This is a genomic window from Bacteroidales bacterium, from assembly GCA_026418905.1.
Lineage (GTDB): Bacteria > Bacteroidota > Bacteroidia > Bacteroidales > DTU049 > JAOAAK01.
The window spans coordinates 21,507-37,269 of sequence record JAOAAK010000038.1; the positions used below are offsets into that span (position 1 = coordinate 21,507).

Annotated in this window: 14 protein-coding genes; all 14 read left to right on the plus strand. The window is 36.3% G+C overall.

The annotated features are described in order from the left end of the window. Positions 1-5 precede the first annotated feature (5 nt). A complete protein-coding gene (locus tag N2Z72_07700) occupies positions 6-809 on the plus strand; it encodes a nitrilase family protein (protein ID MCX7697557.1) in 804 nt (267 codons plus the stop codon). Continuing rightward, positions 806-1,741, plus strand: a complete 936-nt coding sequence (locus N2Z72_07705; protein ID MCX7697558.1) for an SDR family oxidoreductase — start codon at positions 806-808, stop codon at positions 1,739-1,741. The genes N2Z72_07700 and N2Z72_07705 overlap by 4 nt, the downstream gene beginning before the upstream one ends. Then, complete coding sequence (gene rfbD, locus N2Z72_07710; protein ID MCX7697559.1) at positions 1,738-2,628, plus strand: dTDP-4-dehydrorhamnose reductase; 891 nt, start codon at positions 1,738-1,740, stop codon at positions 2,626-2,628. The genes N2Z72_07705 and rfbD overlap by 4 nt, the downstream gene beginning before the upstream one ends. After that, positions 2,609-4,321, plus strand: a complete 1,713-nt coding sequence (locus N2Z72_07715) for a phospho-sugar mutase (protein ID MCX7697560.1) — start codon at positions 2,609-2,611, stop codon at positions 4,319-4,321. The genes rfbD and N2Z72_07715 overlap by 20 nt, the downstream gene beginning before the upstream one ends. Beyond that, complete coding sequence (locus tag N2Z72_07720) at positions 4,318-6,039, plus strand: hypothetical protein (protein MCX7697561.1); 1,722 nt, start codon at positions 4,318-4,320, stop codon at positions 6,037-6,039. The genes N2Z72_07715 and N2Z72_07720 overlap by 4 nt, the downstream gene beginning before the upstream one ends. Positions 6,040-6,061: 22 nt before the next feature. Beyond that, positions 6,062-6,877: an exonuclease domain-containing protein gene (locus N2Z72_07725; protein MCX7697562.1), complete on the plus strand. Its 816-nt coding sequence runs from the start codon at positions 6,062-6,064 to the stop codon at positions 6,875-6,877. Next, positions 6,874-7,479 (plus strand): fumarylacetoacetate hydrolase family protein, encoded by a 606-nt coding sequence (locus tag N2Z72_07730; GenBank protein MCX7697563.1) that lies wholly within the window; start codon positions 6,874-6,876, stop codon positions 7,477-7,479. The genes N2Z72_07725 and N2Z72_07730 overlap by 4 nt, the downstream gene beginning before the upstream one ends. A 32-nt stretch (positions 7,480-7,511) precedes the next feature. Beyond that, entirely contained in the window at positions 7,512-9,029 is a 1,518-nt protein-coding gene (gltX, locus tag N2Z72_07735; protein MCX7697564.1) for a glutamate--tRNA ligase, read from the plus strand. A 22-nt stretch (positions 9,030-9,051) separates the two neighbouring features. Further along, on the plus strand, positions 9,052-10,584 hold the full coding sequence (locus tag N2Z72_07740) for a GH3 auxin-responsive promoter family protein (protein MCX7697565.1): 1,533 nt from the start codon (positions 9,052-9,054) through the stop codon (positions 10,582-10,584). Then, positions 10,581-11,237: a LysE family translocator gene (locus N2Z72_07745; GenBank protein ID MCX7697566.1), complete on the plus strand. Its 657-nt coding sequence runs from the start codon at positions 10,581-10,583 to the stop codon at positions 11,235-11,237. The genes N2Z72_07740 and N2Z72_07745 overlap by 4 nt, the downstream gene beginning before the upstream one ends. Beyond that, positions 11,234-11,494, plus strand: coding sequence for a hypothetical protein (locus tag N2Z72_07750; GenBank protein MCX7697567.1), 261 nt, complete (start codon positions 11,234-11,236; stop codon positions 11,492-11,494). The genes N2Z72_07745 and N2Z72_07750 overlap by 4 nt, the downstream gene beginning before the upstream one ends. A 14-nt stretch (positions 11,495-11,508) precedes the next feature. Further along, on the plus strand, positions 11,509-12,456 hold the full coding sequence (locus tag N2Z72_07755) for an endo alpha-1,4 polygalactosaminidase (GenBank protein MCX7697568.1): 948 nt from the start codon (positions 11,509-11,511) through the stop codon (positions 12,454-12,456). Between the two features lie 604 nt (positions 12,457-13,060). Then, the gene (locus N2Z72_07760) at positions 13,061-14,890 is read left to right on the plus strand and encodes a fibronectin type III domain-containing protein (protein ID MCX7697569.1); all 1,830 of its coding nucleotides are present in this window, start codon (positions 13,061-13,063) and stop codon (positions 14,888-14,890) included. Between the two features lie 666 nt (positions 14,891-15,556). Then, positions 15,557-15,763: hypothetical protein (locus N2Z72_07765; protein MCX7697570.1), on the plus strand; the 207-nt coding region annotated here is incomplete at its 3' end.

Here is a 15,763-nt window from a genome sequence, read left to right on the forward strand (position 1 = left end):
AACATATGGATGTTTTACGATGGGCTTTACTCGAATGGGACGTTAAATGGAAAGACCCTTTTGCAAATTTTAAGATCGTAGAAAAAATTTTACCTCAACTTAGAGATTATACCGATATTGTTTCGATGCCAGAAATGTTTGCAACTGGTTTTGTTAGAGACCCTTCAGATATTGCTGATACTCCTGACGGTGTTATCGTCTCGTGGTTAAAAGAGAAAGCGAACGAGTTTCAGCTTTGCCTGACTGGTACTGCAGCTATTAAGGATGGAGACTTAATATATAATCGTCTCATTTTTGTAACTCCCTATGGAAAACTCTTTACTTACGACAAAAAGCATCTTTTCCGAATGGCCGGTGAACACAAAAAATATGGTAGTGGATCTCAATCCACTATTTTTAATTATCATGACTGGAAAATTAAACCCCTTATTTGTTATGATTTACGTTTTCCTGTATGGGCTCGAAATAAATTTGTAAATAATGAATACGAATACGACATTCTTTTTTATCCAGCTAATTGGCCTACAAGTCGTATTCACATTTGGGAAACATTGCTCAAAGCTAGGTCGATTGAAAATATGGCAATAACTATTGGCATCAACAGAACTGGTGTAGATGGAAATGGCTGGGAATATTGCGGAAAATCAACAGCTTGCTTTCCTGACGGAACAGAACTAGATGCTTTAGTTTTGAAATCAGACGATATCACAGCTAAAATTTACTCTTTGAACTACAATGCTTTGAAACAATTTCGTGAAAGTTTTCCTGTAGCACTTGATTGGGATTCATTTAGCATCATCAATACATGAGAAAAAAAATCTTGGTTACCGGAGGAGCTGGTTTTCTAGGCTCCCATCTTTGCGAGAAATTGCTCAACGATGGGCACGAAGTCATATGTCTTGATAATTATTTTACGGGTTCCAAGGAGAACATCTTACACTTGATGAACAATCCTTTTTTTGAACTCATACGTCACGATGTCATTAATCCCATTTTTTTAGAAGTTGATGAGATTTATCATCTTGCTTGTCCAGCATCTCCCATTCACTATCAATATAACCCTATCAAAACTATAAAGACTTCTGTCATGGGAGCCATCAACATGTTAGGTTTGGCAAAAAGAATTAAAGCCAAAATTCTTCAGGCAAGTACTAGCGAAGTATATGGTGATCCAACTATCCATCCCCAAGTTGAAGAATACTGGGGCAATGTTAATCCTATCGGACCTCGTTCTTGCTACGACGAAGGAAAACGCTGTGCTGAATCGCTCTTTCTAAACTACCACAAACAAAATGGCGTTCGTATCAAAATTGCACGAATATTTAATACGTATGGTCCCAGAATGCACCCTAACGACGGCCGTGTCGTATCAAATTTCATCATTCAAGCTCTAAAAAACGAAGACATTACCGTTTACGGGGATGGAATGCAAACCAGAAGCTTCTGTTTTGTTGATGATATGGTCGATGGGTTAATTAAACTGATGAATACATCCGATGAAATAATTGGACCCATTAATTTGGGAAATCCTGTCGAAATTAGCATACTTCATTTGGCACATCTGATCATTGAACTCACATCATCACGTTCTAAAATACGTTTTGAACCAAAACCCGAAGACGATCCTATTCAGCGGCAACCTGACATTACAAAAGCAAAAACATTACTCAATTGGGAACCTTCCACACCTCTTCGGGAAGGTCTTTTAAAAACCATTGACTATTTTAGAAATAAAATATGAACGTAGAAAAAATTCTAGTTTTAGGGGCAGATGGACAATTAGGAAGTAAACTGAAACAATTGCATTCATTTTTTTCACCACATGTATTTTTCTTTCGCGACCTTCCAGAATTAGATATAACCCAAAAAAGCAATTTGATCTCTGAAGTCGAGAGGCTTTCCCCTAGTATTATCATTAATGCTGCAGCCTACACCAATGTAGACCAAGCTGAAATAGAAAAAGAAAAAGCATTTCTTGTAAACGCTTATGCTGTCGAAAACATTTCTAAGATTTGTGAAGAACATCATATTTTTCTCATTCATATTTCTACCGACTATGTCTTCGATGGAAAAAAATCAACACCTTACGATGAAACTGATCCTGTTAACCCAAAATCTGTCTATGGACAAAGTAAACTGGAAGGTGAACTTCTCATGAAAAAAATTCTTTCCCGCGGTGTTATCATCCGTACTTCGTGGCTATACAACGAAACAGGTCATAATTTTGTAAGAACAATACTAAAACTCTCTCAAGAAAAATCCTTTTTGCAAGTGGTCTATGATCAGATAGGCACCCCTACTTGGGCAGAAGACTTGGCCCGAATATGTTTGCACGTAGCCTTCCACAAAGAAAAAATACAAAGTGTTGAAATTTTCCACTATTCCAACGAGGGCGTAGCATCATGGTACGACTTTGCTCAAGAAATACTATTTCAAAAACAAATTAACATCCCTATTATTCCTATTCGTACGTCACAAATGCCTCGTCCTGCCCCGAGGCCCTCATTCAGCGTTTTAAGCAAAGAAAAATTGAAAGCATTTTTCAACATCGTTATCCCTTATTGGAAAGATAGTTTATCTTTGTGTCTGAAAAATATGAATGAACCGTATGGAAAATTATCTGGATAAAGTTCAGCACTGGTTGAATGGCCCTTACGATGAGGAAACAAAAACACAAATCTTATATCTACAAAATAATAAACCAGAAGAACTTAAAGAAGCTTTTTCAGAAGAACTGGAGTTTGGAACGGGAGGGCTTCGTGGAATTATGGGTGTTGGACCCAATCGAATGAACAAATATACTGTCGGTGCTGCCACACAAGGATTGGCTAATTTTCTTAAAAAACAATACCCTAATCAATCTATTGCTGTAGCCATTTCGTACGACAGCAGAAACAACAGCAAATTTTTTGCTGAACTCGCTGCTTCGATACTTTCGGCAAATGGAATCAAAGTTTTTATGTTTAACGAACTTCGTCCAACCCCAGAACTCTCGTTTACTGTTCGTTATTTTTACTGCAAAGCAGGCATTATGATCACAGCTTCGCATAACCCACCTGAGTACAATGGTTACAAAGTTTATGGAGAAGATGGAGGACAAGTGGTATCACCCTACGATCAAATGATCATTAACGAAGTGAGAGCCATTACTTCTCCTGATCAGATTAACTTCACACCAGATTCATCTCTTATTCACATACTTGATAATAATTTTGATACATTTTATATACAAGCTATACGTAAATCCATTCTCCAGCCTGATGTTATCAAGAAAAAATCTGATCTATCCATTGTTTATACGCCTTTGCATGGAACTGGATATCGTCTTATGGAGGAAGCTCTTAAAGACATTGGATTCACTAATGTTTTTGTTGTACCCGAACAAGCCGTTATTGACGGTAATTTTCCAACTGTCAAATATCCTAATCCTGAAGATCCCGAAGCTATGCAACTAGCCATCGAATATGCCAAACAAAGAAATGCTGATCTCGTAATAGCTTCGGACCCTGATGCAGATCGACTGGGTGTAGGGATTAAAACTTCCGACGGAAATTACTTATTGCTCAACGGTAATCAGATTGCAACAATTCTTCTCTACTATACTCTTTCAACTAAGAAAAGCAAAAACGAGCTCCCTCCTCATGGCATGATCATTAAGACCATCGTAACTACTGAGCTTATCAGAGAGATTGCAAAGGATTTTAATGTAAAAATGTACGATGTCCTGACCGGCTTTAAATACATAGCAGAAATTATTCGAAAAAAAGAAGGGGAAGAATTATTTTTGGGGGGATGCGAAGAAAGTTATGGTTATCTGGGTAATGATATGATCCGTGATAAAGACGGTATCATGGCAGGGTGTATGATAGCTGAAGTTGCAGCTTATTGTGCTTTGCAGAATAAAACTTTACTCGATTATCTCAATGATATTTACGAAAAATACGGATTCTACATGGAAGAGCAAGTATCTCTAACCAAAAAAGGTTTACAAGGGAAAGAAGAAATCAAAGCTATGATGGAAAAACTTAGACAAAATCCTCCTCAAACCATAGCATCTAAACAGGTTATTAAAATTAAGGATTTCCTTACACGAGAAGAAGTGGATTTGCCTTCCAAAAACATTCAAACTATTTCACTACCCAAATCCAATGTTCTTCAATACTTCCTAGATGATGAAAGCAAAATAACTGTAAGACCTTCAGGAACAGAACCCAAGATTAAGTTTTATTTCGAAGTCAAGATCCATCCTTTCTCAACAGAAGCTAAAACTCTTGCTCACCAAAAGATCAATGTTTTAAAGGAATTTTTCCTGGAATTATGAAAATTGTAAGCATATTGTTAATTTCCATTTTTACTACAATCTTCCTCCTAGGACAAGGAGAATTTAAACCTGATGGAAGCAAGAAAGCTGCTCGTGGTTACTTTAAATACCAAAATTTTAGATTTTCACTTAAAGAATACGAAGAACTACTTAAAAAAGATTCTTTCAACATTGAGTATCGGTACAAAGTTGCTCAATGTTATCTCTATACCAATATCGACAAAAACAAAGCCATTAATCATCTAGAATGGGTGGTAAAGCAACCCAAAGCAGATCCTAATGCATGGTATGATTTGGGCCGAGCTTATCAGCTTTCTTACAGATTCGATGATGCAAAACGAGCTTTCCAGAAATTTATTAGCCTTACCGACAAAGATAACAATTACATTCCTGCCAAAAAGCAAATAGAACAATGTGATCATGCCAAAAAACTCATGGAAAAACCACTACAGATACAATTTGAATTGCTTCCAACTCCCATTAATTCACCAAGTCCTGATTACAACCCTTATATTTCCGCTGATGAAAATTTGCTGGTGTTTACATCGAAACGACAGGGAAATATTGGTAACTTCATGGATTATGATGGCTTTCTGACACCTGATATTTACATCTCTCGTAAGGAAAACAACATTTGGAAAAAAGCTAAAAATGCTGGTCCTCCAGTTAATACCTACTTAAATGAAGAAATATCAGGTTTAACCCCTGATGGAAAAGTGGCTTTCTTTTTCTACGCCAACGAACAAGGCAATGCTGATATTTTCATATCTGAAATCAGTAATCTTTCGTTCAAAAGACCAGTATCCGCTGGTAGTTATGTGAATACTGATAACTTTGAAAATGGAGCAACATTCACACCTGATGGAAAGAAACTAATTTTCGCTAGTTCAATGCCTGGCGGTCTAGGAGGGATGGACCTTTATATGAGTTATTTACTTCCGAACGGTGAATGGGGAGAACCCATCAATCTTGGCCCAAATATTAATACATCCCTTGATGAAGATTATCCTTATTTTGCACCCGATGGTAAAACTTTTATTTTCTCATCGAATGGTCATCCAGGCATGGGAGGTTATGATTTATTTAAATGTACGTATGACCCCGAAAAAAACATTTTTTCAAAACCTGTGAATTTAGGTTATCCTGTTAATACACCCGACGACGAATTCACCATCTCTTTTACTCGCTCCATGCGCTATGCTTACATGAGTCTTTTCCGGCCTAATGGCATTGGTGATCTCGATATATACCGCCTTATCTTTTCTAACGTTCCTCCTCCAGCAACTCTCATTCATGGATATGTTCTTACTTCCGACAGTACCCCATATTTTCAGAAACTCCATGCCATGAAGGAACAGTATCATCAGTATAAAACATTATGGGATTCTATTGTGAAAACTTATCCTTCAAAAACTAAGCTTAGTGATATCGAACAATATCATCCTGATGTAGCCGAAACCAAAAAGATGCTTGAAGAGCAATTAAAAAATATGCCTCAAGAGATGATAATAAAACTTTACGATCTGAAAAACAATAACCTTTATGGACAATACAAGCCTTCTAAAACGACAAGTAAATTCATCATTATCGCTGCTCCTGGTGAATATAAAATTGAACTCAACCTGCCACCATACCAACCCATTGAAAAAAAGATAATCATACCAGAAGGAGAAAATTCCGACGTTCCTCAAAAAATTAACCTGGTTCTTACACAATAATCAAATGCTAGAGAATAATCAAATGCCTTTAAAATTAACTCGACCTCTTGTTTTTTTCGATATTGAAGCAACTGGAATTTTGATCCATAAGGATCGAATTATTGAAATCTTTCTACTTCGAATCGACCCCGACGGGAAGGAACATTCCATGCATCAGCTTTTTAACCCCGAAATGCCCATCCCACCAACATCAACAGCCATCCATGGCATAAGAGACGAAGATGTGGCAAATAAGCCTACGTTTAAAGATAAAGCCCATGAAATTCTCCAATTTATTGGCAATGCTGATTTGGCAGGTTACAATTGTCTACGATTCGATGTTCCGTTACTTGTAGAAGAATTTTTAAAGTGTGATATTGATTTTGATGTATCGCAACGACGCATCATTGATGTTATGAATATCTTTCATCGGATGGAACCTAGAAATTTGAGAGCAGCCTACAAGTTCTATTGCAACAAAGATATCGAAAATGCTCACACCGCTCAAGCTGACACCTTAGCAACATGGGAGATTTTTCAAGCGCAGTTACATCGATATGAAAATCAACCCCTACCCCACACCGAATCAGAAATATTTAAGATAGATCTTAACTTTCTTGAGAAACTTAGTCGATTTGATAATAATGCTGATTTAGCAGGTCACATCAAATTCAATGATGATGGCGTTGAGGTTTTTGCATTTGGAAAATACTTAGGTGAAAGTGTCGAGGAAGTTTTCAAACGTGAACCTCAATATTACGATTGGATTATGAAAAGTCAATTTCCCTTAAGCACTAAGCAAGTAGTTACCAAAATTCGTCTTCGCATGTTTAATCAAGGTAATAACACCATCAAATGAAAATTATCTGTATTGGCAGAAATTACATAGATCATGTAAAAGAAATGAACAACAAAATTCCAGAATATCCTGTTTTTTTCGTTAAAAGTGAGAATTCTTTACTTCTTCCTGGAGAAAACTTTCGAATCCCAGATTTTAGCAACGAAATTCATTATGAAGGCGAACTTGTTTTTCGTGTTGATGAAAACATCAAAAATACTTCCGAAGAAGAAGCAATGAAATATGTTAGTGCTGTTACCATAGGCATTGATTTTACTGCTCGCGACATACAAAGAAGATGTATAGAACGAGGCGAACCGTGGGAAATTGCCAAATCGTTCGACGGGTCAGCTGCAGTCGGAAAATTCCTCCCATTTAGTTTATCACAACTTCCCTATCATTTTTCCCTCAAAAGAAATGAGACTATCATGCAGGCATCATCATCCGACCAAATGATCTTTTCTTTAAGTAAACTCATTGCTTATGTATCAAAATTTATGACCCTTTGTAAAAACGACTTAATTTTTACTGGTACCCCTTCTGGTATTGGTAAGGTCGAACGTGGCGATGTTTTGAAAGGTTTCATCAATGACATTCTCCTATTGGAAGTAAAAGTCGTCTAGCTTTGTCATTTTAGTTACTTTTGCAACAAAAAATGGTACGTGTTAGATTTGCTCCTAGTCCTACAGGACCTTTACACATTGGTGGTGTACGAACAGCCCTTTACAACTATTTTTTTGCACGTAAACATCACGGTGTTTTCATCTTAAGAATTGAAGATACGGATCAACAACGATATGTCCCTGGTGCTGAGGAATATATTATAGAGAGTCTTACATGGTGTGGTATTAAATTCGACGAAGGTCCTCATTTGGGTGGTCCTTATGCTCCATACAAACAAAGCGAAAGAAAAGAAATTTACAGACAATATGTAGACTATCTCGTACAACAAGGTTTTGCATATTATGCTTTTGAAACTCCAGAAGAACTCGAAGAATTGCGCAAAAACTATCAAGAAAGGAATCTTACTTTTCAATACGATTGTCGAACACGAAAAAATCTTAAAAATTCTTTGGCTTTACCAGAAAAAATATGGAAAACATGGATTAATGAAGGAAAACCTTATGTGATACGCTTTAAAATCCCCGAACATAAGAATATCATTTTCGAAGATCTCATCAGAGGAAAAATTGAAGTTAGTTCAAATCAGCTCGACGATAAAGTCCTTTTTAAGAGTGACGGCATGCCAACGTATCATCTTGCAAATGTAGTGGATGACCATTTAATGGGCATAACCCATGTTATTCGAGGAGAAGAATGGCTACCATCAGCACCTTTACACGTTCTTATGTACGAAGCTTTTAATTGGGAAATGCCTGCCTTTGCTCATCTGCCTTTGCTACTCAAGCCTGATGGACAAGGAAAACTCAGTAAACGCGACGGCGACAGACTTGGTTTTCCTGTTTTTCCCCTTGCATGGCGAGATCCCTTCACGGGTGAAGAAATCAGAGGTTACCGCGAAGATGGATATCTTCCAGATGCACTGGTCAATTTTCTTGCTTTGCTTGGCTGGAACCCCGGCAACGATAAAGAACTCATGAGTATGGAAGAAATGATCGAACTCTTTTCACTTGACCGTATTAGCAAAAGCGGTGCTCATTTCGATCTACAAAAAGCCAAATGGTTTAATAAGCAATACCTGAACCTCAAAGACAACGAAGAACTCTTGCCTTTTCTACAAAATTACTATCACCAACATCATCAATTACAGCTCGAGCCCGAAATTCTCAAAATCGTCATCTCACTCATGAAGGAAAGATCTGATACTCTCATCGACCTAGCTGAAAAATCTCTTTTCTTTTTTAAAGCACCAACTACCTATAACATTAAAGTTTTTGAGAAATATGTTTTCCAATCTTATGATGAAATACTGTTGATTACAATAAATAAACTTAAGGAGACAAAGTGGAACGAAAGCGAAATAGATCAAACTTTACAAACTATCTTGAAAGAATATCAAATTTCAACGGGAAAATTCTTTAATATTTTAAGACTTGCCATCGTAGGTGACTCATATGGACCGCACCTAGCATCTATATTGCACTTAATAGGCCAAGCTGAAACCATATCTCGAATTGAAAAATTTATCCAAAACACAAAAAATAAACCTTAAATTTGCAAAAACACACACGAAAATGCCATTGATCAGCGCTTTAATTAAGAATGCCATTGAATTCAATAGTAAACTTCCCAAAATCAAGAGACAAAATCCTATCAAAGCACAACAAAAAGTTTTAAAAAAGTTACTCAAAAAAGCTTCGAAGACTGCATTTGGTGAATATTACGATTTCGAAAAAATTTTAAATACACAAGATTTCGAAAAATCATTTAGAGAAAACATTCCTATATTTGACTATAACAAAATACACAACGAATGGTGGTATCGTTCATTGCTCGGTGAAACAGATGTAACCTGGCCTGGAAAAGTGAAATATTTTGCACTCAGCTCTGGCACAAGTGAAGCATCAAGTAAATACATTCCTATTACCAACGATATGCTCAGAGCAATTAAAAAGACTTCTGTCCGAACTTTACTAGCGCTTGCCAATTTTGATATTCCAAAAGACTTTTTTTCTCACAAAATCCTTATGTTAGGAGGAAGTACCCATCTTCAATATAATGGCACTTATTATGCTGGTGACCTTAGCGGTATTACCACTGGAAATATTCCTTTTTGGTTTCAATTTTATTATAAACCTGGTAAGAAAATAAGTCGCGAACGAGATTGGGAAAAAAAATTAGAAGAAATAGTCAACAACGCACCCAAATGGGACATAGGCGCAATTGTTGGTGTTCCTTCATGGTTTCAGATCCTTTTTTTAAAAATCATCGAAAAATACCAACTTAATCATATTCACGAGATTTGGCCCAATCTTACCATATTCACACATGGCGGTGTAAGTTTTATACCATATAAAAAAAGTTTCGAAAAATTACTGGGTAAGCCATTGATATATTTAGAAACCTATCTTGCCTCGGAAGGTTACATTGCTTTTCAGAACAAACCTAACGTCGACTCGATGGCTCTCGTCTACGATAATGGAATTTACTATGAATTTATTCCTTTTAATGATAAAAACTTTGATAGTGATGGCAATTTGGTAGATAACCCTGAAACCATCACACTCAAAGACGTACAACCCAACACCGAGTATGCTATTTTACTTAGCACAGTAGCTGGGGCATGGAGGTATCTCATCGGTGATGTCATTAAATTTACTTCCGTCTTACCTTACGAGTTGCAAATTGTTGGACGCACTAAGCACTATCTAAGTGTTTGCGGAGAACATCTTAGCGTTGAAAATATGACTCGTGCCATCGAGCTTCTAGAGCATGATTATAAAGTTTCTGTTCCCGAATTCACCGTTGCTGCTTTGCCTTACCAAGGTATGTTTATGCATAAATGGTGGCTTGGAACCAATCAACATATTGATCCAGTTGTTGCTGCCAACGCCATAGATAATTACCTTAAAAACCTGAACGACGACTATCGGACTGAAAGACTTGAAGCCATTCGCAAAGTTGAAGTGGAAGTCCTACCTCTCCAATTGTTTTACGATTACTTGAAAAGCATTGGGAAAATTGGAGCACAGATCAAGTTTCCACGCGTTATGAAGAAAAACTTAGAAGATTGGATAGCTTTCGTCGAAAAAAATAAAAATCGGTGAATCCATATATTTCCCTATTCATAGAGGGTTTTATCATAGGACTTGTGGTAGCTATGTCACTGGGTCCCGCATTCTTTACTATTATTCAAACATCTATAGATAAAGGTTTCCGATATGCTATCATTTTTGCAGCCGGAATCGCTTTGAGTGATTTATTCGTTCTTTTACTTTCTTTTCTTGGCCTCTCTTCATTTATCGAAAAAGGGAAAAATGAATTCATCGTTCTTATCATAGGCAGCACTATCCTTATCATTTATGGCATTTATACATTCTTTAAAAAACCCGACATTTTGCTTCGAAGAAAAAGAAATTTACTTAAGCAAGACCTAAAATCCAAACCATCCGTCGTGACACTTTTCATTAAAGGTTTTTTTCTCAATTTGTTTAATCCTGTTGTAATACTTTTTTGGATTAGTGTATCTGGTTATCTAACCCAACGAGCTATAGAAAACCATTTGTATGAATCGGCTTTGTTTTTCTTCGGTGGAATTTTTACCACGATTGTTTCTACCGATATTCTCAAATCTTTTGTTGGATACAAAATCAAAAGATTTTTACGCCCACGTGTGGTTTTAATTTTAAACAAAATTGTCGGAATAATTTTGTTTATTTTTGCTATTATCTTAATTATTGAAAACGTTTATCACATATGAGAAAAAAATGGCTTCAAATTACATCTTTTTTATTCCTATCAATAAGTTTCTTTCTCTGGAACACTGCATGCTCAACTAGGAAAAAGAAAGAAAATTCTACCCTAAAAGATGGTAGTATCCAACAAAATCCTTCTGTTCAAAAGCCCGATTCCCCTTTCACACCCCCCGTGACTAAATACGGTGTTCGTCCTGCTGTTAAATATGGCCCACCTCCTAGTTACGACACCACACAATTACCTAAAGATACAAGCAGGTGAAACAAATTCATGCCGTGAAAAAATACATATTTCCTTTTCTTTTCTTAAGCATATTTTTCGCTTCTTGTTCAAAGGAAAAACGTTCCTATCGTGCAGGTATTAAAATGAAGGAATGGATCAAAGAGATCTCCAATTATACAAAACAAAAAAAACCTGGTTTTATCATCATTCCTCAAAATGGAATTGAACTAGCAACAAAAGAGTTAGATGCCAATAGTGAATTGGATATGGATTATCTCAACCATATCGATGCTCTTACCGTGGAAGAACTTTTTTACTTTAACACTTTTTCACCCGACAGTGAAAGGCTAGCTTTGCTTGATCGTTTGGTTTCCCACAAAAAGATTATTGTCTCTGAGATGGTATCTAACTACCATGACATACCCCATGCTTATCAGCTCAACATGCAACATGGCTTTATACCATTCGTCCGTGGCCCCAATAATTACATGTACGAATACATTCCCGATACCATTGTTCAAGAAAATAATGATAATATTGAATCCATTCAAGAAGTAAGAAATGTCCTCTATTACATAGGTGGTAGCAACAAATTTACTAATAAAGAAGATTATCTTGAATCTATTCGCCAGACCAATTTTGATCTGGTAATCATAGATTTATTTTTTAATGATACTCCTTTAAATTCTGATGATATCAAAGCTCTTCGTCACAAGAAAAATGGTGGTAAAAGACTAGTTATTGCCTACGTTTCCATAGGATCTGCCGAGCGATATCGATATTATTGGAAAAATAACTGGAGATTACATCATCCATGCTTTATCAGAAAACCCTATCCGGGCTATCCCGATGAATATTACGTTAAATTTTGGGATAATGAATGGAAAGAAATTATCATGGGATCGGAAAACAGTTATATCGATAAAATTATCCAAGCTGGCTTCGATGGTGCTTTTCTTGATAATGTGGAGGTTTATTATTATCTTTATTACGATGAATGAAAAAATCTATCAATGACTGATTGGTTTAATGAAAACATAAAGAGTTAATCTTTATGGCATAAACTTATGCAAGAAGTTATACCAATAGTAGTTCAACAATAAATAGTTATGTTACACTAAAATATCTATGGAAAAGGCATAGTTTTAATAGATATTAAACCATCATATTTAAAAAATTTAACTTTTCTAAGTTGCCATATGGTGAATCAAGATTTCAGGCTTTTTCACTATACTTAGAAAAAACCAAAAAAGTCCTAAGTGTGGTCCATCAAATAACTCATTTATAGGGAATTTCAGCTCCAACTCAGAATATTCCAAGCATTTAATGTCGTGCTACATTATTTAAGATAATGAAAAGGTAGGTTATTGTACATTGAAACCAGATCATAAAATCAATTCACTCAATGTAATATCTTTCTTTTAGTTAATGAAAGCAATCCTCGCATTTTCAACTTGGTTTCAATTTCTTAAAAAGATGTGCCAAAATGCAAAGCATAAAGAAAAATTTCTTTTTCATAAAACAAAATTGTTTAGCTATTTACATATTTAGCAACTTCATTAAAAAAGTGATTAATGAGGATCTATATTTGCGAAAAAGAGGGCTATGAAAAAACAGTTTTTTTTAGTATGGGTTGCATTATTTTTAAATGCTTATTCCCAAAATGTTGGCATCTCTAATAGCGTAATTGTGCCAGACCCGAGTGCAATTCTTGAGCTCAGATCCACCACAGGTGGACTTCTAATTCCTCGCATGACCACAGCACAACGCAATGCCATCACCAGTCCAGCTCATGCATTGCTTATCTACAACACAACATCCAATTGCTATGAATGGTGGAATGCTAATTTGAGTCAATGGCTATCTTTTGCATGTGAGTGTACTGTTCCACAACAACCCAACGCACTCCCCGCCACCAATATCACAAGCAACTCTTTCCATGCTCAATGGAGTGCCGTGCCTGGCGCTACTGGCTACTATATTGACGTGGCTTATAATTCAACGTTTACCAATTTTGTATCAGGATATAATAATTATAATGCCGGCAACAACACATGGATTCTCTTATCAGGATTGCCCTGCAACAGAAACTACTATTACAGAGTAAGAGCATATAACAGTTGTGGCACAAGTGCAAATAGTGGAACTATTACTGTATATGTTCCTTGCAAAGGTTCCTGCTATACCCTCGGACGCTCTGGAGACGATGTAGGAACTGCTATGATCAACACCCTTGATGGTGGATACCTGCTGATGGGAAGAACAAATTCCTCAGGTTTTGGCTCTAACGATAACTTAATGATGAAATTGGATCATAATTTCAATATTTCATGGTCTAAAGTTATAGGTGGTACAGCATCTGACGAAGGCTTGAGCATGATAGCAACTCAATTATCGGATCAAAATTTTTTTGGAGCAGGACATACTTATTCCTTCGGAGCAGGAGGTTTGGATTTTTTTATCTATAAATTCACCCCCACGGGACAAAGGCTTTGGTCCTATACAATTGGAGCTAGCTCAAATGATTTTACCTATGGTGCAAGTGCAGTTTTAGATGACGGTAGTGTTGTCTGGGGAGGATCTATGGCAGCAGTCGGACCTGGGCTACAGGATGCAGTTATTTTTCGAATGGATAACAATGGAAATATTTCAACATCTCTTTACTTTGGTGGAACGCATAATGAAGGTTGTGAAGCCATTTGCAAAACATCAGATGGTGGTTATATTATAGCAGGCAATACCTGGAGTTTTGGAGCTGGCAATCAGGATGGTTATGTTGCGAAATTCTCATCCGCAAACACCTTGCAATGGGCTAAAGCGTACGGTGGACCTGGAAATGAGAGATTTTGGTCCATGAAACCAACTAACGATTTAGGATACATTTTGTGTGGTTATACAGATAGTTATGGTGTTGGATCTTTCGATGTGTGGGTGTTAAAAATTGATGGATCTGGAAATCTTCAATGGGCAAGAACCATTGGAGGACCATCGTCCGAAGAAGGTTATCATGTTATCCCTACCAACGATGGAGGCTACCTCGTGGTTGGTTATACCAATTCATTCGGCGCCGGGGGACAAGATGCCTATGTTGTTAAGCTTTCCTCAACTGGAGCTTTAAACTGGACTAAAACTATAGGTGGAACAGGAAATGAATGGTTTCAAACTGTCATTTTAAATAATTCAACAGGAGAATACATTGCCTTAGGTACTACCAATTCATTCGGCTCAGGAGGCAATGATATTCTCCTTGTCCGGCTTGATCCTAATGGTAATATTTGTACCGATTGTGAATCAGGATCTGGTGGAAACCTTACAACCAGTGCACCAACTGTGAACAACTTTACACCTACCACCGGTACTCCTGCCTACACTAGACAAGCAAACGGAAACGACGCTACATTTTTCAGCGATTTTAGAATTCGCTGTAATTACTAAAAAAATAATTAATCGCATGATATATTTAACCGTAAAACACAATTGGAAGGTACCCTTCCAATTGTGTTTTATTCTTATGTTAATCTATGACCAACAAACGACCTAAGAAATGAAGTTTATTGAACAATTTTGCCTCATACAATGATATTTTTTTTATACTTTGAAACGAAGCAAGCAATTAAAAGATAATTTGTATCTCACAAATAGTCTAAAATTGAAATTTCTGCTACGATACGAAAAGAATCAAAAAATCAAATAATACCTCTTTGCATACAATTATGGAAGACAAAAATCATGGCAACAGTTTTTTTATTAGAATTGAATTGATCACCATTTGGCTCAAGATGAATGCGTCATACGACAAGGTCTTCTTTTGAAAAGAGAAAATATTTGATAAACTAAGCACAAAAATAGGCATCATATCACTTATGTGATGAGTTCGAGATATTGTAAAGAATTTTTTATACAGAAAAAATTATATTTTACTAATCATACAAAACCACACCATTGATAAGGCGTTCTTAACTTCATGTATGATTTTACAAAATGTCATTTATAAAAATAATTCTCCATAAAACAAAACAATCCATTCATTTGATTTCCATACCAGTAACGAGTAGTAAAAAACTAACGTTTTTGTTAAATTTTATTAAATTTGAAAAAAAAATGAAAAAAACATTTTTTTTAATCTGGATTGGATTCCTTTTAAATCTTTATTCCCAAAATGTTGGCATCTCTAATAGCGTAATTGTGCCAGACCCGAGTGCAATTCTTGAGCTCAGATCCACCACAGGTGGACTTCTAATTCCTCGAATGACCACGGCACAACGTAATGCTATTACCAATCCAGCTCATTCATTGCTTATCTACAAC

What these genes read in the sequence shown, in the direction of transcription:
- N2Z72_07705 (MCX7697558.1), top strand. Translation starts at nt 806, where the DNA reads ATGAGAAAAAAAATCTTGGTTACCGGAGGAGCTGGTTTTCTAGGCTCC.
- N2Z72_07720 (MCX7697561.1), top strand. Translation starts at nt 4,318, where the DNA reads ATGAAAATTGTAAGCATATTGTTAATTTCCATTTTTACTACAATCTTC.
- gltX (MCX7697564.1), top strand. Translation starts at nt 7,512, where the DNA reads ATGGTACGTGTTAGATTTGCTCCTAGTCCTACAGGACCTTTACACATT.
- N2Z72_07715 (MCX7697560.1), top strand. Translation starts at nt 2,609, where the DNA reads ATGGAAAATTATCTGGATAAAGTTCAGCACTGGTTGAATGGCCCTTAC.
- N2Z72_07740 (MCX7697565.1), top strand. Translation starts at nt 9,052, where the DNA reads ATGCCATTGATCAGCGCTTTAATTAAGAATGCCATTGAATTCAATAGT.
- N2Z72_07700 (MCX7697557.1), top strand. Translation starts at nt 6, where the DNA reads ATGGATGTTTTACGATGGGCTTTACTCGAATGGGACGTTAAATGGAAA.
- N2Z72_07725 (MCX7697562.1), top strand. Translation starts at nt 6,062, where the DNA reads ATGCCTTTAAAATTAACTCGACCTCTTGTTTTTTTCGATATTGAAGCA.
- N2Z72_07750 (MCX7697567.1), top strand. Translation starts at nt 11,234, where the DNA reads ATGAGAAAAAAATGGCTTCAAATTACATCTTTTTTATTCCTATCAATA.
- N2Z72_07760 (MCX7697569.1), top strand. Translation starts at nt 13,061, where the DNA reads ATGAAAAAACAGTTTTTTTTAGTATGGGTTGCATTATTTTTAAATGCT.
- N2Z72_07730 (MCX7697563.1), top strand. Translation starts at nt 6,874, where the DNA reads ATGAAAATTATCTGTATTGGCAGAAATTACATAGATCATGTAAAAGAA.
- rfbD (MCX7697559.1), top strand. Translation starts at nt 1,738, where the DNA reads ATGAACGTAGAAAAAATTCTAGTTTTAGGGGCAGATGGACAATTAGGA.